Genomic DNA, 15376 nt, shown 5'->3' with positions numbered 1-15376 from the left:
AGCGTGCCCGCACCGGGCCGGGACCCTTCCCGGCGCCGTTCACGCCCGCGGGGCAGGCAGCCCGGCCGTGGCGGAGTCGGCCAGGTCGGTGGCCATCCGGCAGAGCTGGGTGATCGGGCGCGACCCGCCCACCAGGACGCGCAGGGTCTCGGCGGAGGTCTGGCTGCGCTGGTCGGCGTAGGTGCGGTAGACGATCTGCACCAGGCACGTCTCGTCGCCCTCCCCCTCCGGCTGGACGAAGGAGCGGAAGCCGTTGAGCCGCGTGGACGTGCCGCCCTCCGCGTCGGGCGGGCTGCCCCGGTCGAAGCGCAGGTCGAGCCAGATGTCGCTGGTGGTGCTCGCCCATTCGCAGTCCCAGCCGCCGTAGCCGCGGTCGGGGTCGGCGGCGTCGATGCCGGGGACGACCTCCAGCGCCCTGGCGGGCAGCAGCGTGCAGGCGTCCAGGTGGGCCAGGGACTCCGGGGGGAAGCCGGGGGAGCGGCGGGCGATCACGCCCTGGTTGAGGATCTCGACGGCGTCGACGGTGGCGACGTCGGCGATCTCGCACAGCGCGGTCTCGCCCTTGTCGTCGCGCTTCGCGGTGACCGTGATGGTCATGTCGGCGACGCCCGCGAGCACCAGCGTGCGGCTGCACGCGTGGCTCTCTGCCGGGTCCTCGACGACCGTCACGATCCCCTCGGTCCGCGCCGGGCCGCCCCGCTCGGGCGGGGGATCGAGGTTGAAGTCCATCCTGACGTCCACGACGGCGTCGGACGGGGGGTGGATGAGCACGTCGCAGCGGTCGAAGTTGCCGTAGTCGGGGTCGAGCTGGGTCCGGCCGAAGCGGACGAGGGCGGCGGGCCTGAGCAGGGCGCACGGGTCGACCGTGCGCCGGTCGCCGACCACGTCGAGCGGGGTGCGGACGGTGGGCCCGCCCGCCGCTGGGGGCGGGCCGCCGGTGGTCCGCGCGCCCCAGGCCCACAGCGCGCCGGCGGCGGCGAGGACGACCGCGGTGAGCAGCGCCGTCACGGCCACGCCCGTCCGGCGGCCCCGGAGGGACGCGGGCAGGCCGCGTACGCGATCGGGTAGCGCCCTGACGAGCGCGGGCAGGTCACGGACCAGGGCCGGGAGCCCGCCGGGATCGGGTTCGGGGTCGGGATCGGCGGCGAGGGCCGGGATGGGGCCTGCCGGGGCGGCGATCTCCTCCAGCCGCCGCCGCGCATCGGCCGCGTCGGGCCGTTCGCCGGGATCGCGCCGCAGCATCGCCGCCAGCACACCGGTCAGGGGGCCGACGTCGAGGTCCAGCGTGACCGTCCCCCGGGCGGCCTCCCGCGCTGCGATGTAGGCGTCGACCGGCTCCCGCGCGGCGATGAAGGCGTCGACCGGCTCCTGCGCGGCGGTGTCCGCGCCGACCGGCTCGCGCGCCGCCTGGTCGCCGTCTCGTCGCGGCGGCCTGCCCGGCTCCGGCCCGCGCGCCGCCGGATCGCCGCCTCTTCGCGGGGGCCTGCCGGTCACCAGCGCGTACACCGTGGCGCCGAGCGAGAAGACGTCCGACCTCGGCTCCGGACGGCCCCGCACCACCTCCGGCGCGGCGTAGTCGGGGGTGTAGCTGACCGCGCTGTTCGGCGTGATGGTCTCGGAACCCCCCGTCCGGTACGCGGCCCCGAAGTCGGCCAGCTTCGCCGTGCCGTCGGCGGTGACCACCACGTTGCCCGGCTTGATGTCGCAGTGCACGATGCCCTCGGCGTGCAGGGCGGCCAGCGCGTCGGCGATCTGGGCGCCGATCCGCGCCGCCACCTCCGGCGGCAACGGCGGCCGGCCCTCCAGGCTGCCGCCGGGCACGTGCTCCATCACCAGCCACGACGTGGCCCGCCGCCGCCCACCGCGGACGGCGTGGTAGAGCGTGACCACGTGCGGATGGCTGAACCTCGCCAGTGCCCGCGCCTCAGCCCATAACCGGTCGAACCCGGCCGCCCCGTCGACGGCCATCCGCTTGAGCACGACGTCGCGGCCCAGCTCCAGGTCGCGGGCCAGCCACACCTCGCCGGTCCGCCCTCGGGTCAGGCTTCGCGCCAGCCGGTAACGCCCGTCGACGGTCTCGCCCGGGCGCACCGTGGCTCCCTTCTCCTGTGGTCCCGAACACCGCTGCAGGAAGCGCACATACCGAATCTATCGAGTGAGAGATCGAACACGCAGCGTTTCCCCGGGACCGGTCCCGGCCGGACCCGCCACACTGGGCAGGCCGACCCCGAGCAACGGTTTCGTGCACCCACGTGGAACGCCAAGGAGAATCATGCCCTCCACGATCGCCACCGCCCTCGCGGCGGCCGCGTCCATCGCTCTGGCTCCGGTCACCGTGTCCCTGACCGCCACCGGAGCGTCCGCGCAGACCGTCCACGCGCTCGCCACGGCCAAGCCGAACCTGCGGGCCTGCTACGACGGCAAGTGCGACCTCACCCTCACCGGGAGCGTCTCGTTCCGGGTCAGCGGTTCCCGCTTCGGCATCACCAGGCTCGCCATCTCCTTCACCGCCGACACCGTGCTCGTCAAGGGCACCGGGCCCGGCGTGGCGTCGCAGGCGATGCTCGGCAAGGGCACGTCGGGGTCGGTCAACCGCATCGGCGTGCAGGTGGTCTCCCTGTCCTCGAGCAAGGCCGTCCTGCGGCTGGCGCCCAAGAGCTGACCGGGAACGGTCGCGGCCGTGGAGTGAGCCGTTCACGGACTTCGTACCGTCCGGTACGATCCGGGCATGCCCGTACCCAAAGGCGCGACCCTCGACCCCGCGCAGACCCGCGCCACGATCCTCGACACCGCCACCCGCCTCCTGTACGAACGCGGGCTCGACGGCATCGGCGTGGCCGAGTTGTGCGCGGCCGTCGGGGCGTCCAAGGAGACGCTGTACCGGCACTTCGGCTCCAAGGACGGGCTCGTCCTGGCCGTGCTCGAGGCGCGCAGCGACCGGGTGGTGCGGTGGCTGCGCGAGGCGGCGGACGCGGCGGGGGAGGACCCGGCCGCGCAGCTCGCCGCCGTCTTCGACGCGCTCGGCCGCTGGTACGCCCAGCCCGGCTTCCGTGGCTGCGCGATCGTCAACGCGGCCGTGCAGCGGCACGCCGGGGCTCCCCGGGACGTGGCCGTCCGCCACCTCGCCCGCCACCTCGAACTGCTGACCGGCATCGCCCGCCGGTCCGGCGCGGCCGACCCCGACCGGCTCGGCCGACAGTTCCTGGCCCTGCTGGAGGGGGCCACGGTGCTGGCCGACCACCAGGCCGACCCCGACGCGGCGGCCCTCGCCAAACACGCCGCCCTGACCCTGCTCCGCCAAGAGACCTCCGGCCCGGCCTGACCCCGCCCCTCACCTCCGGACGCGCTCAGAGCTGGTCGCCGCCCTGAGGCGCCCGCTGACGTTCTGCCAGACCTTCGCCGCGCCCGGCTGCTGACCACCCCCGCCTCCCGTGGCGCGCCCCAGGCCAAGGGTGCGCCACGGGGTCCTTCACACGGTCTTTCGGGTGATCTTCCTAGGCTCGTTCCTGCAAGTCGTGATTTAGGGGGACTTTCGGGGGAAAGGGTGGCACTTGCCCGACAAATCCATTCGGCTCGTCATGCCGATCGTCGTGATCAGCGGGGTCGCCGTCGCCGCCACGGGCGCCGAACTGCTGTACGGGCAGCCCGCCACCCCTCCGGCGGCGGCCGCACCGTCACGACCGGCCGCGGAGGTCGCGGACTCGCTCGGCCTCGTACGCGTCGACTACCGCCTCACCCGGCTGCCCCAGCACGCCAGCAACCAGCTCGCCGTCTGGATCGAGGACGCGGGCGGCCGGTACGTCCGCACGCTGTTCGCCACCAGCTACACCGCGAACGGCGGCTACGTACGGCGGCCGATGTCGCTGCCCCGGTGGCGGGAGAGCGCCGGATGGGAGTCCGCCACCGAGGCGGAGATCCAGAGCGCCAGCCGGCCCGCCCAGGACGGCGGCGACCACTCCCTCTACTGGGACGGCACCGACAGGAACGGCCGCCCGGTGCCCGAGGGCGCCTACGTCTACCGGGTCGAGGGCAACCTGCTGTGGGAGAACCGCGTGCTGTTCACCGGCTCGATCACGCTGGGGGAGGCCGCCGACTCGTCCTCGGCGCGGGTCGAGTACCTGCCCGAGGCCGCGCGTGCCGAGGGGACGATGATCGCGGACGTCCGCGCCTCCTTCAGCCCCGGCGAACCGCTGGACCCGGCGCTGGTGACCACCTTCACCCGGGGGTCGTGAGCCGTGCGCGAGCACCTCATGGGGACGCAGGTGATGGTGGCCGGGCTCACCCCGGGCGAGGCGGCGACGGTGTTCGCGTGGCTGCGGCGGGTGGAGCGCACGTTCAGCCGCTTCCGTACGACGAGCGACACGGGGCGGGTCAACGGGGGCGGCGTGGTCGAGGTCTCCGAGCTGTTCCTGGCCGCGCTGGGCGAGGCCATCCGGTACGCGGAGGCCACGGACGGGCTCTTCTCGCCGTGGCTGGCGGGGGAGGTGTCCCGAGCGGGCTACACCGTGGACTTCGCCCACCTGGGACGCACCCCCGCCGCTGACTTGCCCGGTCCCCCCGCCGATTGCCCGGGTGGCGCCGTGGAGGTGGACTTCGGCCGCCGGACCGTACGGGTCGAGGGCGGGCTCGGCGTGGACCTCGGGGGGTTCGTCAAGGGGTGGAGCGTGCAGAAGGCCGCCGAGGCGCTGCGCTCGCGCGGGGTGCGCCGGGGGCTCATCGACGCGGGCGGGGACCTGGTCTGCTGGCGTGACCCGTCCGACCCGCCGTGGCTGGTGGGCGTGGAGCACCCGCTCGACGCCGGGTCCTCGGTGGCCACCCTGGAACTCCCGGCCGGGCTCGTGGCCGTCGCCACCAGCAGCGTGGTCCGCCGGAGCTGGACCGGCCCGGAGGGCAACCGGCTGCACCATCTCATCGACCCCCGCACCGGACGGCCGTCCGAGTCCGACTGCCTGCAGGCCACCGTCGTCGCCGACGACCTGGGGGCGGCCGAGGTCCACGCCAAGTGCCTGGTCATCCTGGGCACGGAGGAAGGACCGCGCTGGCTGTCCGCCCGCGCCCCGTCCGCCCGCCCGCTGCTGGTGACGCGCACCGGCACCCTCCTCACCCCCGAGAGGACCAGGACCGAGCACGGGCTCCCTCCTCACCTCCGGCCCGAGGGGATCGGGGCCGAGCACGGAGTCCCTCTCCACCCGTACCTCGAAGGGGCCGAGGCCGGGGCGGCGGAGGTGGCGGGGTGATGGGGGTGACGGTCGCGCGGGTGTCGCGAGGCGATGGTCGGCGGCGGGAGGGGCGGCGGCGGGGGCCGGAGGCGCGGCCGTTGCGGATCAGGTGGCTGGCGGTGGCGATCGCCCTGTCCGCCCTCCCGTTCGCCTACCCCCTCCTCAACCCCGACCTGGTGGGCGGCCCCCTCCCCGGGGTGGCGGGCGTGACCGGGATGCTGGGCGCGCTGGCCATGTGGTGGCAGATCCTGCTGGGCGCCCGCCAGGTGTCGCGCCGCCTCAGCGCCGACCGGGGCCGCATCATGGCCGCGCACGCCTGGCTGGGCACGGGTGGCGCGTTCTTCGTGCTGCTCCACCCCCTCCTGGAGATGATCGCCGACCGGCACGGCCTCGCGTACCTCGTGCTGATCGACTTCACCTGGGTCGAGTCGGCCCACACCTCGCTCGGCCGCCTGGCCCTGATGATGTTCGTGCTGCTCTGGCTGAGCAGCACGCTCCTGCGCGCCGCCACCCGCCACCGCCTCTGGCAGCGGGTGCACTACCTCTCGTATCCGCTCGTCGCCCTGGTCTTCGTGCACGCCCACGGGATCGGGACGTTCCTCGCCGAGCTGCCCTGGCTGCGGGCGTACTGGCTGGGGCTGGCGGCGGGGTTCGGCGGGGTGGCCGTGTGGCGGGTGGCCGGGTCGCTGCGGGCCGTGCGTTACCGGTTGACGGCGTCGGAGCGGTTGCCGGGCGGCGTGACCGTGTACCGGCTGCGCGGGCGCGGCGTCAGGAGCCCGCTGCCCGGCCAGTTCTGCCATCTGCGCGTCGGACTCCTGTCGAGGTCGCACCCCTTCAGCGTGGTACGCGCCGACGACGCCACCGGTGAGCTGGTGTTCGCGGTCAAGGACGCCGGGCCGTTCACCGCCCGCCTGCGCGACCTGCCCGAGGGCGCGACGGTGCTGGTGGACGGCCCGTACGGCACGTTCACCCGGGAGGCCCAGCTCCGCGACCGCCCGGCCGTGCTGGTGGCGTCGGGGATCGGGGTGACCCCGTTCGTGGCGCTGGCCCTGCGGCACCCGGACGCCACCCTCTTCCACGCCGCCCGCCACCCGATCTACGGCCGCGACCTCGTCCGGCGCCTCGGCCCCCGCTACCACCTCGCCCACCCCGACAGGGACCGGCTCACTGCGGCCCGCGTCACCCGCGACGCCCCCGCGGACGCCGCCTACTTCGTGTGCGGCGCCCCCGGGTTCGTGACGCCGATGGTCAGGGAGCTGCGGGCGCGCGGCGTACCGGCGAGGCGGCTGTTCGTCGAGCGCTTCGAGTGGTGAGCCGAGCGTTCCGAAGGGTGAGCGGCCCCGAACTGCCGCCGCGGTTCGGGGCCGGGCTCACGTCCGCGCGATCCCGTACGTTGTGATCCATGTCTCAGCGTCCGCCTGCTCCGGACCGGAACCGGTGCGCGTCCCTACGATGATCAACGATCAGCCGGAGGGAAGCGGGTTTCGTTGTCTGGGCAAGAACGCGTGCGGGCCGTACTGGAGAGCCGTCTCGTACAGCGGACGATCATCGCGATCATCGTCGTCAACGCGGTCACCATCGGCTGCGAGACCAGCGCCTACCTGATGGAGCGGGTCGGCGGCCTGCTGTACGCGATCGACCGGATCGCCCTGGCGATCTTCACCGCCGAGATCGCGGCCCGCCTGTACGCCTACCGGGGCAGGTTCTTCGCGGACCCGTGGAACTGGTTCGACGCCGTCATCGTGGCCGTCGCGCTCATCCCGGCCTCAGGGCCCACGTCGGTGCTGCGCGCGCTGCGGATCCTGCGGGCGCTGCGGCTGGTCTCGGCCGTGCCCAGCATGCGCCGCGTGGTCGGCGCGCTGCTGGCCGCCGTGCCCGGCATGGCCTCCATCATCGGCCTGCTGGTCCTGATGATCTACATCGCGGCGGTCATCGCGACCAAGCTGTTCGGCGAGATCGTGCCCGAACGCTTCGACGAGCTGCCGCGCTCGCTGTTCACGTTGTTCCAGATCATGACCGGCGACGACTGGGGGAACGTCGCGCAGGAGGTCATGGAGGACAAGCCGTGGGCGTGGATCTTCTTCATCGTCTACATTCTGATGTCCACGTTCGTCGCCCTGAACCTCTTCATCGCCGTCGTGGTCAACGCCATGAACGACGTCGAGCCGTCCCGCGCGGAGGCCGCGGCCGGCACGGAGCTGGAGTCGGTCAGGCAGGAACTGGCGGCCGTGAACGCCAAGCTGGACCAACTTCTCATGCGGGAACGGCCACCGGAACTCCGGCCCCAGGCCGATCGTTGACGCGAGCGGCACACCATTGATCTTCGACCGATCTTCGACAGGGAGAAATGAGCCGTGGTCTTCAAAAGGATGCTGGGTGCGTTCGGCGTCGGCGCGCCTTCGGTGGACACCGTCCTGTCCACGCCGCGCACCCAGCCGGGCGGTGCGCTGGAGGGGGAGGTAAGGCTCAAGGGCGGCGACTTCGACGCCGAGATCGAGCACGTCACCCTGGGCCTGGTCGCCCGGGTGGAGATCGAGCACGGCGAAGGCGAGTCGGCCGGGCTGGGTGAGTTCGGCCGCGCCCAGGTCTCCGGTCCGTTCACGCTGCGCAAGGGCGAGGAGCGGGTGATCGACTTCCGGATGCCGGTCCCGTGGGAGGCCCCGATCAGCGAGATCGGCGGGCAGCCGCTGACCGGCATGGCCGTGGGCGTGCGCACCGAGCTGGCCATCGCCAAGGCCGTAGACAAGGGCGACCTCGACCAGGTGGCGGTCGAGCCGCTGCCGTCGCAGCTCCGGATCCTGGAGGCGTTCCTGCAGCTCGGGTTCGGCTTCAAGGCCGCCGACCTGGAGGCGGGGCAGCTCTACGGCGTGCGGCAGGAGCTGCCGTTCTACCAGGAGATCGAGTTCTACCCGTCCGGGCAGTACGCCGGGCTGGTGGGCGAGATCGAGGTGACCTTCGTGGCCGACCCGGCGGGGCTGCACGTGGTGCTGGAGGCCGACAAGCGGTCGGGCCGCTACTCCTCCAGCGACGCGATCGGCCGCTTCCACGTCAGCCACGACGACGCCCTGCGCACGGACTGGGCAGGTGAGCTGGGCCGCTGGCTGGACGGCCTGTCCCAGTACTCCCACCAGGGTCACCACTCCGGCCACCACGGCTACGACGACCACGGCCACTACGGCCATCACGAGGGGCACCACGGCCACCACGAGGGTCATCACGGGCACCGCAGCGGTCCCGGCATGGGCATGGTCGTCGCGGCGGGCGCGGCCGGCGTGGTGGGCGGCCTCGTGGCCGGTGAGGTGGTCGAGGAGGTCGTGGAGGAGTTCTTCGAGGACGAGGGCGACGAGTGACGACCTCCGTCTGACCCGGAGGGCCGCGCGTCCGGGTGGGGCCCTCCACCCGCCCCACGGGCGCTGACGGTCCGGGGCGGGCGGACGTACCGGCCGCCTGCTCCAGCGGGGAGCGGGCGGTCAGGTGTCGACCGGGAGGCGGCGGGCCGCGACGCCCGCCCAGCCGAGCCCCACAGCGGTGATCATCAGAACGCCCGCCGCGCCCAGCCCCGCCGCCACCAGCCCCGCCGCGCTCGGCAGGATGAGCTGCCCGGTCCGGTTGCCGACCAGGCGGAGCGACATCGCGCGCCCGCGCAGCCCCGGCGGCGCCGACTCGGCCAGCCACGACATCGTCATCGGCTGCCCCACTCCCAGCCCGAACCCCAGGACGACCAGCACCCCGGCCAGCAGCCACAGCGGCATCGGCAGGGCGGTGGCGAGCATGGCCACCGCCGCCGCGACCGTGCTGGTGACCAGCAGCCGCCGTCGCCCGACCGCGCGAGAGAGGTGTCCGAGGAAGAAGCGCGAGGTCATGGAGGCCAGGCCGCGAACGGTCAGCAGCAGCCCGATCGTGCCGGCGGTGAGCCCGTACTCGGTGCCGAGGGCGGGCAGGTAGACGAGCGTGATGTCCACGGCGGCCAGGACGACGCAGCTCGTGACGAGGGCGTGCGCGAGCCCCGGCCGGCGCAGCAGCGACCGTACGCCGCCGACCGCGTCCCGGTCCTTCGGCTCCGGGCGCGGGCTGCGGGTGAGCAGCGCCGACAGCACGACGAGCAGCACGGCCAGGCCGCACGACCACAGGAAGATGCGCCCGGTGTTCGGGATGGCCCGCTCCCCGCCGAACGCGGAGATCAGCACCGGCCCTGCGGCCTGTCCCAGGGAGGCGGCGAACGTGTAGCGGCCGAACGCGGTGTCGTGGCCGCCGCGCCGGGTGGTGTTGGCCACCAGCGCCTGCTGGGCGATGACGCAGCCGAGGTGGCCGGTGCCGAGCAGGATCCCGGCCGCGACCAGCCCCGGCACGGTGTGCCCGAACGCCAGGAACGCGGCCCCGGCGGCGGTGAGCGTGAGTGCGCCGGTGACGGCTATGCGGCGTTCGCCGTACCGGTCGGCGGCGTGCCCGGCGGGCAGCGCCAGCAGCAGCGGCGCGATCGCGAAGCTCGCGCCGAGCACGCCCAGCCAGGCCGGGGGCACGTCCAGCTCGATCGCCCGGTACGACGTCGTCGGCCGCAACACGAACGTCACCACCTGCGTGACCGCCGAGTGCGCCAGCAGCACGGCCGTCGCGTGGCGCCCGCGCGCCGGCTCAGACATCGGTGGACCGGACCGCTCGACGGCCAACGGGGGGAAGGTCACCCATTTTCGTCCTGTCTTGCGAGATATGCCCGGTTGCAACCTACCGCAGTGGTGGATCATGGCCGGGCTCGGCCCTCTGATGTCGGGGGGCCGGTCACGCGGCCTTGCAATCGGTCGTCAAGTCAGGAGAAAGCATCGGAAATAGGTTGACTCACTGCCCGATCGAGCCGACCCCAAGGAGCCGACGTCATCAGTGCGACTGTGTGGAGTGAGCTGCGTATGACCTCCACGCCTCAGCTTTCCCTCTCGATCTCTCCGCACCTCACGGTCCTGGCCATGCTCACCGACGCCCTCGCGGGCCGCCGCCGGGGCCTGCCCGACCGGTGGCGCGAGACCATCGCCTCGCGCGTCGCCCGGCCGGGGCACCAGGCGGTACGGCCGTTCGCCGCCCCCGGTCACTCCGTGGCCCCCGACTGCCTCGTCCCCCACGCCCCCGTGGCGGGTGACGTCTCCGTCCAGGAGCAGTTCGGCGCCCTGCGCGAGCTGCCGCCCGGCCGTCTGGCGGCCGACCTGGAGCAGGCGTTCGGCGCCGGGCCGCTGCCCGTCCACTGGCGCTCGGCCGCCGAGCGGCCCGCGGCCTGGCTGCACGGGTACGCGGGCGCGCTCTCCGACGTCTGGAACACCGTCGAACCCCTCTGGAAACGTGCCCGTCCCCTGCTGGACCGGGAGATCAGGCGGATCGGCGTGGCCGCCGTCCGCGGCGGGCCGGAGCTGCTGCTCGGCGCGCTCACCGGCCGCATCACCTGCGCCGAGGGCGGCCTGCGCATCGCGGACGTCGAGCCCAGCTCGTACGAGCTGGGCGACCGGAAGATCGTCCTGGTGCCGACGCTGGCCGGAAAGGACGCGGTCATCGTCAGCCTGGACCATCCGGACGCCGTCTGGATCGCCTACCCGGTGCCCGGCGCGGGCACGCTGTGGAGCGGCCCCGCGACCCCGGCGCGCGACGAGTTGTCGGCGCTGATGGGATCCGTGCGGGCGGACGTGCTGTGCGCGATCGGGCGGCCGATGACCATGAGCATGCTGGCGGCCGACATGAAGATCGCGCCCAGCAGCATCACGTACCACTGCGACCGGCTGCGGGCCGCGCGGCTCATCACCAGGGAGCGCCGTGGGCGCGAGGTGTGGGTGGGCCGCACCCGCCGCGCGGAGGAACTGCTGGAGCTCTACCACCGCCGCTGAACAGCGCGAGGGGCGCGGCGGGCGATCCGCGAGCGGCGCGAAGGGCGCGCAGGACGGTCGCCGGCGCGCCCTTCGCGGTCGCTCAGCCGCCCTGGCTGAACTGGTGGAGCAGGGGGCCGTCGAGCTTCCAGCCGGGCTCGTTCGCCAGGATCTTCTCGGTGTGCGACTCGGTCGCCAGCCGCCACCTGTTGTTGTTCGACAGCCGGAACACCTTCACGTCGCCCCCGGCGCTCGCGGAGCCGGGCGCGTAGCCCAGGATGCCGTCGTAACGGAAGTCGCCCGAGGTCACCAGGCGCTCCCGCTCCGCCACCGACGCGGTGACGAGGTAGGACGCCTTCTTCTCCCACCGCAGCCGGTAGAGCGGCTTGCCGCCGGCGAACGGGGTGGGCGATATGAAGTGGAGCGGCGTCTGGGTGGTGGACCAGCCGTGCTTGGCGATCGCGGTCCGCTTCTCCGACTCGCTGGCGGTGTAGAAGAACCCGCCGTCCTTCGTCACCAGCTCATAGACTTTCGCCCGCTGGGCGGTGACGCTCGCGGCCGACTTCTCCGCGGCTGACTTCTCCGTGGCCGACTCCTCCGTGGCGGCCGACGCCCGCGTGGCGGCGACGCCGAGGGACAGCGTGGCGCCCAGCGCCGCCGCCAGTCCGAGGCCGACGGGGCGCGTCGCGCGGCCGAATGACAGGGCCATTACCTGATTCCCTCCCGATGAACCGATCAAGACGTCGGCCAAGCTAACAACGCCCACCGGCCCGGCCGATCACTTCGGCTAACGTGGAAGGATCAACGGGTCATAGGGGCGCCGATCGGGAGGTCGTCGGACGTGCGGGTGACGGGGGCACGGTGACGCGCGGTCAAGGATGCTGGAGGCGGTGCCGTGGCTCACGGTCCTGACTGGTTCGCGGTACGCGGCCGCGTCGAGACCCGGCCGTGGGCGGCGGCGGTCGCGGCGGCGTTGCGCGAGGGCTTCGAGGCGTGGCGCGGCCTGCCGATCCCGGGGCCTGAGCGGGAGTCGGCCTGGACGCACCACTACTTCTGCGACGCCGACGGGAGCGGGCTGCGTTTCGACCCGGCCAGCCCCGACCGCCACGCCTGTACGGAATGCGGCGAGGTGTACGCGGGGGAGCCGTGGGACGGGGCCTGGCGGACCATGACCCACAACGCCGTCGCCGCCCAGGCCCAGCGCGCCGCCCTCCTCCTCCACCTCACCCCGCCCACGGAAACCCACCCCCGGCCCGAGGCAGCGGCCGAGGTCGGGCGGGCACGGGCCGAGCTGGAGCGGATCCTGGGCACGTACGCCCGCGACTACCTCGCCTACCAGCCGCACGGAAAGGCCGCGGGAACCGGGCGGGTGCAACCCCAGTCGCTGGACGAGGCCGTGTGGGCGATCGGCCTCCTGCGCGCCGCCCGCTGGTCGGACGGAGCGCTCTCCCAGGAGACGGACCGCCAGGTGGACCGGATGGCCGAGGCGATCATCGACCTCCTCCGCCCCCAGGTCGGCGCCGTGCACAACATCCACTGCTGGCTCCTGGCCGCCCTCGCCGAGTGCGCGGCCAGGCTCGGCGACACCGGCCTGCTGACCTGGTGCCGCGACTCGGACTATGGCGCGGAGGCCCAGGTCAGGCAGGGCTTCCACCCCGAGGGCCTCTGGTACGAGATCAACCCGCACTACCACTACTACGCGCTCACCGCCCTGCTGTCCTACGTGGAGGCGACCGGCCCCGGCGGCCTGTCGGAGGAGTCGGCCGCCCGCCTGGCCAGGGCCGTCGCCGCGCCGCCGCTGCTGGCCTACGCCGACGGCCGCCTCCCGGCCTACGGCGACGGCTGGGCCGACTGCTTCGTGTCCGGGTTCGCGCCGCTGGCCGAGGCCGCCTGGACGCTGCTGCCCGCCGCCCGGCCGGACGTGGCGCCGTACCATCGCCCGGCCCGTCCGTCACCGCTGAGCCTCTGGTACGGCGCGAGCGTCCCCGAGACCACCGCCCCCTTGCCGCACCGCGCCTCGGTCGCGGCCCTCGTCTTCGGCCCCGACGACGTCCAGGAGACGCCGCAGGCCGCCGGCGACTCGTTTGTGTGGCAGGGGCCCGGCATCGCCCTCCTGCGGTCGCCGGGCGTCCGGCTGGCCGTCCGTTCCGGCCCCGACGCCGGCTGGCACGACCACCGCGACAAGCTGGCCGTCGACGTGCGGACCGCCACCGGCTGGTCCAGCCTCGACCTCGGCACCAGCGGCTACGGCGCCGCCTTCACGTCGTGGATGCGCTCGCCGGTCGCGCACAACACGGTCACGGTCGGCGCCCGCCCGCAGCCGCCCCACACCGGCCGCATCGTCGGCTTCTCGCCCCGCCGGGTGACGGCCGAGTCGGCCTGGGACGGGCACGTGCTGCGCCGTACGATCACCGTCCACGACCACGGCTGGACGGACGTCCTCACGCTCACCCTGGCCGGCCCCGACGAGATCGAGTGGGCCTTCCACGGCGACGGCACGTTCACCACGCCGTCACCGGCCGTCCCCGCCGTGCTGGACGACGCCGGCCTCGGCCACACCTGGCTCCGCGACGTGCGCCGCCTCACCGTCCCCGGCGGTCTGCTCCAGGGCACGTGGCACGGCGTCGCGGGCGCGCCGGGCCTCACCCTGACGTTCCCCGAGGGCTTCACCGCCTACGCTGCCGACGCGCCCGGCAACCCCAACGGCCGCCCCCTCGGCGTGCTCGTCGTCCGCGGCCACGCCGCCGAGGCGAGCTTCCACGCCGAGTTCACCGGCTAGAACGTCACCAGCGGGTCGCCCACGAAGTCGGCGATGAAGTTCACGAAGAAGAAGCCGAAGAACAGGAAGTTGAGCACGAGGATGACGTAGTGCCAGGGGCGCGGGCGGGCCGGCCGCGGCAGCTTGCTGTTGAGATACATCAGCAGGAACGGATAGATCAGCGCCCCCAGGTTCGACATGTTCGCCGACCACTCGACCAGTCCCACGGGCAGCGACTGGAAGATGACGATCGAGATCAGCACCAGCAGCAGGATCATGAACGGGTAGTAGAAGCGCCGCGGGTCGCCCTGGATCAGGGCGCGCAGGCGGGGGCTGGTGGAGTTGGCCGCGTCCGTGGTGACGCGCACCATGGCCTCGAAGATGCCGAGCTGCGTGGAGAACAGGATCAGCACGCCGACCACGAGCGCGACGTAGAAGACGACCCGGCCGTACTCGCCGCCGAGCGCGGTGGCCACGAACGTCGGCACGTTGGCCCGCGTGGGCCGCTCGCCGGACATCGCGACGGCCTGCGCCATGAGCAGCGTGGGCAGCAGCATGCCGAGGATCGCGCCGACGAAGAACACGCCCCACATGTCCACCATGAGCAGCCGGTACCAGCGCCGCCAGAGCCCGCGGTTGCGCTCGTCGTCGGGGAAGGTGACCCCGCTGGCCAGCACCTCCGTCCGCTGCCCGCGCAGGCCGGAGAGGTAGCCGACGCGGTGGCCCATGCCGTAGCCCTTGTCGCGGTAGTGGCCCATGACGTACCAGTTCAGGCCCGAGGCCAGCGCGGTGAACCCGGCCAGCGCGCCGAGCTGGGTGGCGGTGATCCCGGCGGGCGGGGCGGCCGGGGTGATGAAGCCGCGGATGCCCTCCCACCACTGGCTGAACGGCACCACGAGCAGGTCGACGGCCAGCAGGGCGAGCAGGACGGAGCCGACCATCACCCAGTTGGCCAGTTCGAGCGCGCGGCTGATGCGGCGGGCGAACGCCGTGATGAGGAACACCAGGATCAGCAGCCCGATGGCCCACAGCCGCGGCTCGACGGCGTCGGCGGCCGGTGGCACGCCGTGGACCAGCGCGTACACGCCCTGTCCCGCCGAGGCGGCCCAGCCGCCCGCGATGAACGCGAAGATCACGACGAGGACGGACAACGGCACCCACAGGCCCCACCCGGGCGGCACGCGGCCCCATCCGACCACGGGCGTCTCGCCGGTCGCGAGGACGTAGCGGCTGCACTCGACGTTGTAGAACGTCTGCAGCAGAGCCGAGACCAGGATGACCCAGCCGACGCCGACGAATCCGTACTGGCCCACGTTCAGCGGGCCCAGCAGCCACTCGCCGCTGCCGATGGAGATGCCGAGGGCGATCAGGCTCGGGCCGACGGCGTACTTGACGAGTTCCTTGGGGCCGATCTTGGAGACCTTGAAGACCTCCTCGGGCGTGGGCAGGTCGGCGACTTCGAGGTCCGGACGGCTGACTCCGAGTGGGTGCGACATGTCAGTGCCTCCTGCCGTTCAGGGTGATCCCGAACCAAGGCCGCTACAAGACCCAATTGCCGC

At 73.4% G+C, this 15376-nt stretch carries 13 protein-coding genes; 9 read left to right on the top strand and 4 right to left on the bottom strand.

Features of this window, described 5'->3' with window-relative positions; genetic code table 11:
- Positions 1-39: 39 nt before the first annotated feature.
- Positions 40-2091: a serine/threonine-protein kinase gene (locus tag ACZ6S0_RS01340; protein ID WP_465912609.1), complete on the bottom strand. Its 2052-nt coding sequence runs from the start codon at positions 2089-2091 to the stop codon at positions 40-42.
- Positions 2092-2272: 181 nt separating this feature from the next.
- Here ACZ6S0_RS01340 and ACZ6S0_RS01335 point away from each other — a divergent pair, with 181 nt between their 5' ends.
- The 7 genes from ACZ6S0_RS01335 to ACZ6S0_RS01305 all read left to right on the top strand — a co-directional run bounded on the left by ACZ6S0_RS01335 (position 2273) and on the right by ACZ6S0_RS01305 (position 8569).
- Positions 2273-2662 (top strand): hypothetical protein, encoded by a 390-nt coding sequence (locus ACZ6S0_RS01335; RefSeq protein ID WP_465912608.1) that lies wholly within the window; start codon positions 2273-2275, stop codon positions 2660-2662.
- Positions 2663-2728: 66 nt separating this feature from the next.
- Positions 2729-3322: a TetR/AcrR family transcriptional regulator gene (locus ACZ6S0_RS01330; protein WP_465912607.1), complete on the top strand. Its 594-nt coding sequence runs from the start codon at positions 2729-2731 to the stop codon at positions 3320-3322.
- Positions 3323-3578: 256 nt separating this feature from the next.
- A complete protein-coding gene (locus tag ACZ6S0_RS01325) occupies positions 3579-4232 on the top strand; it encodes a DUF2271 domain-containing protein (RefSeq protein ID WP_465912606.1) in 654 nt (217 codons plus the stop codon).
- Between the two features lie 3 nt (positions 4233-4235).
- On the top strand, positions 4236-5237 hold the full coding sequence (locus ACZ6S0_RS01320; protein WP_465912605.1) for an FAD:protein FMN transferase: 1002 nt from the start codon (positions 4236-4238) through the stop codon (positions 5235-5237).
- Positions 5237-6532 carry a ferric reductase-like transmembrane domain-containing protein gene (locus ACZ6S0_RS01315; protein ID WP_465912604.1) on the top strand — a complete coding sequence of 432 codons (1296 nt, stop codon included), beginning with the start codon at positions 5237-5239 and terminating at the stop codon, positions 6530-6532. Before ACZ6S0_RS01320 ends, ACZ6S0_RS01315 begins: the two co-directional genes overlap by 1 nt.
- 192 nt (positions 6533-6724) lie before the next feature.
- Complete coding sequence (locus ACZ6S0_RS01310; RefSeq protein ID WP_465912603.1) at positions 6725-7519, top strand: ion transporter; 795 nt, start codon at positions 6725-6727, stop codon at positions 7517-7519.
- 54 nt (positions 7520-7573) lie between these two features.
- Positions 7574-8569, top strand: coding sequence for a sporulation protein (locus tag ACZ6S0_RS01305; protein ID WP_465912602.1), 996 nt, complete (start codon positions 7574-7576; stop codon positions 8567-8569).
- A gap of 120 nt (positions 8570-8689) precedes the next feature.
- Here ACZ6S0_RS01305 and ACZ6S0_RS01300 read toward each other — a convergent pair whose 3' ends face one another.
- Positions 8690-9859 carry an MFS transporter gene (locus ACZ6S0_RS01300; RefSeq protein ID WP_465912601.1) on the bottom strand — a complete coding sequence of 390 codons (1170 nt, stop codon included), beginning with the start codon at positions 9857-9859 and terminating at the stop codon, positions 8690-8692.
- Positions 9860-10120: 261 nt separating this feature from the next.
- Here ACZ6S0_RS01300 and ACZ6S0_RS01295 point away from each other — a divergent pair, with 261 nt between their 5' ends.
- The gene (locus tag ACZ6S0_RS01295; protein WP_465912600.1) at positions 10121-11080 is read left to right on the top strand and encodes an ArsR/SmtB family transcription factor; all 960 of its coding nucleotides are present in this window, start codon (positions 10121-10123) and stop codon (positions 11078-11080) included.
- 82 nt (positions 11081-11162) lie between these two features.
- Here ACZ6S0_RS01295 and ACZ6S0_RS01290 read toward each other — a convergent pair whose 3' ends face one another.
- The gene (locus ACZ6S0_RS01290) at positions 11163-11768 is read right to left on the bottom strand and encodes a hypothetical protein (protein WP_465912599.1); all 606 of its coding nucleotides are present in this window, start codon (positions 11766-11768) and stop codon (positions 11163-11165) included.
- 186 nt (positions 11769-11954) lie between these two features.
- Here ACZ6S0_RS01290 and ACZ6S0_RS01285 point away from each other — a divergent pair, with 186 nt between their 5' ends.
- Entirely contained in the window at positions 11955-13838 is a 1884-nt protein-coding gene (locus ACZ6S0_RS01285; RefSeq protein WP_465912598.1) for a heparinase II/III domain-containing protein, read from the top strand.
- On the opposite strand, the gene ACZ6S0_RS01280 is transcribed toward ACZ6S0_RS01285, so the two are convergent.
- Positions 13835-15313: an Nramp family divalent metal transporter gene (locus ACZ6S0_RS01280; protein ID WP_465912597.1), complete on the bottom strand. Its 1479-nt coding sequence runs from the start codon at positions 15311-15313 to the stop codon at positions 13835-13837. The two genes, ACZ6S0_RS01285 and ACZ6S0_RS01280, sit on opposite strands and share 4 nt — an antisense overlap.
- Between the last annotated feature and the right edge of the window lie 63 nt (positions 15314-15376).

It is taken from the genome of Nonomuraea sp. NPDC051298 (genome assembly GCF_055586305.1).
The sequence above is the reverse complement of the archived record's forward strand: the minus strand, read 5'-3'. Positions and strand labels throughout refer to the sequence as shown.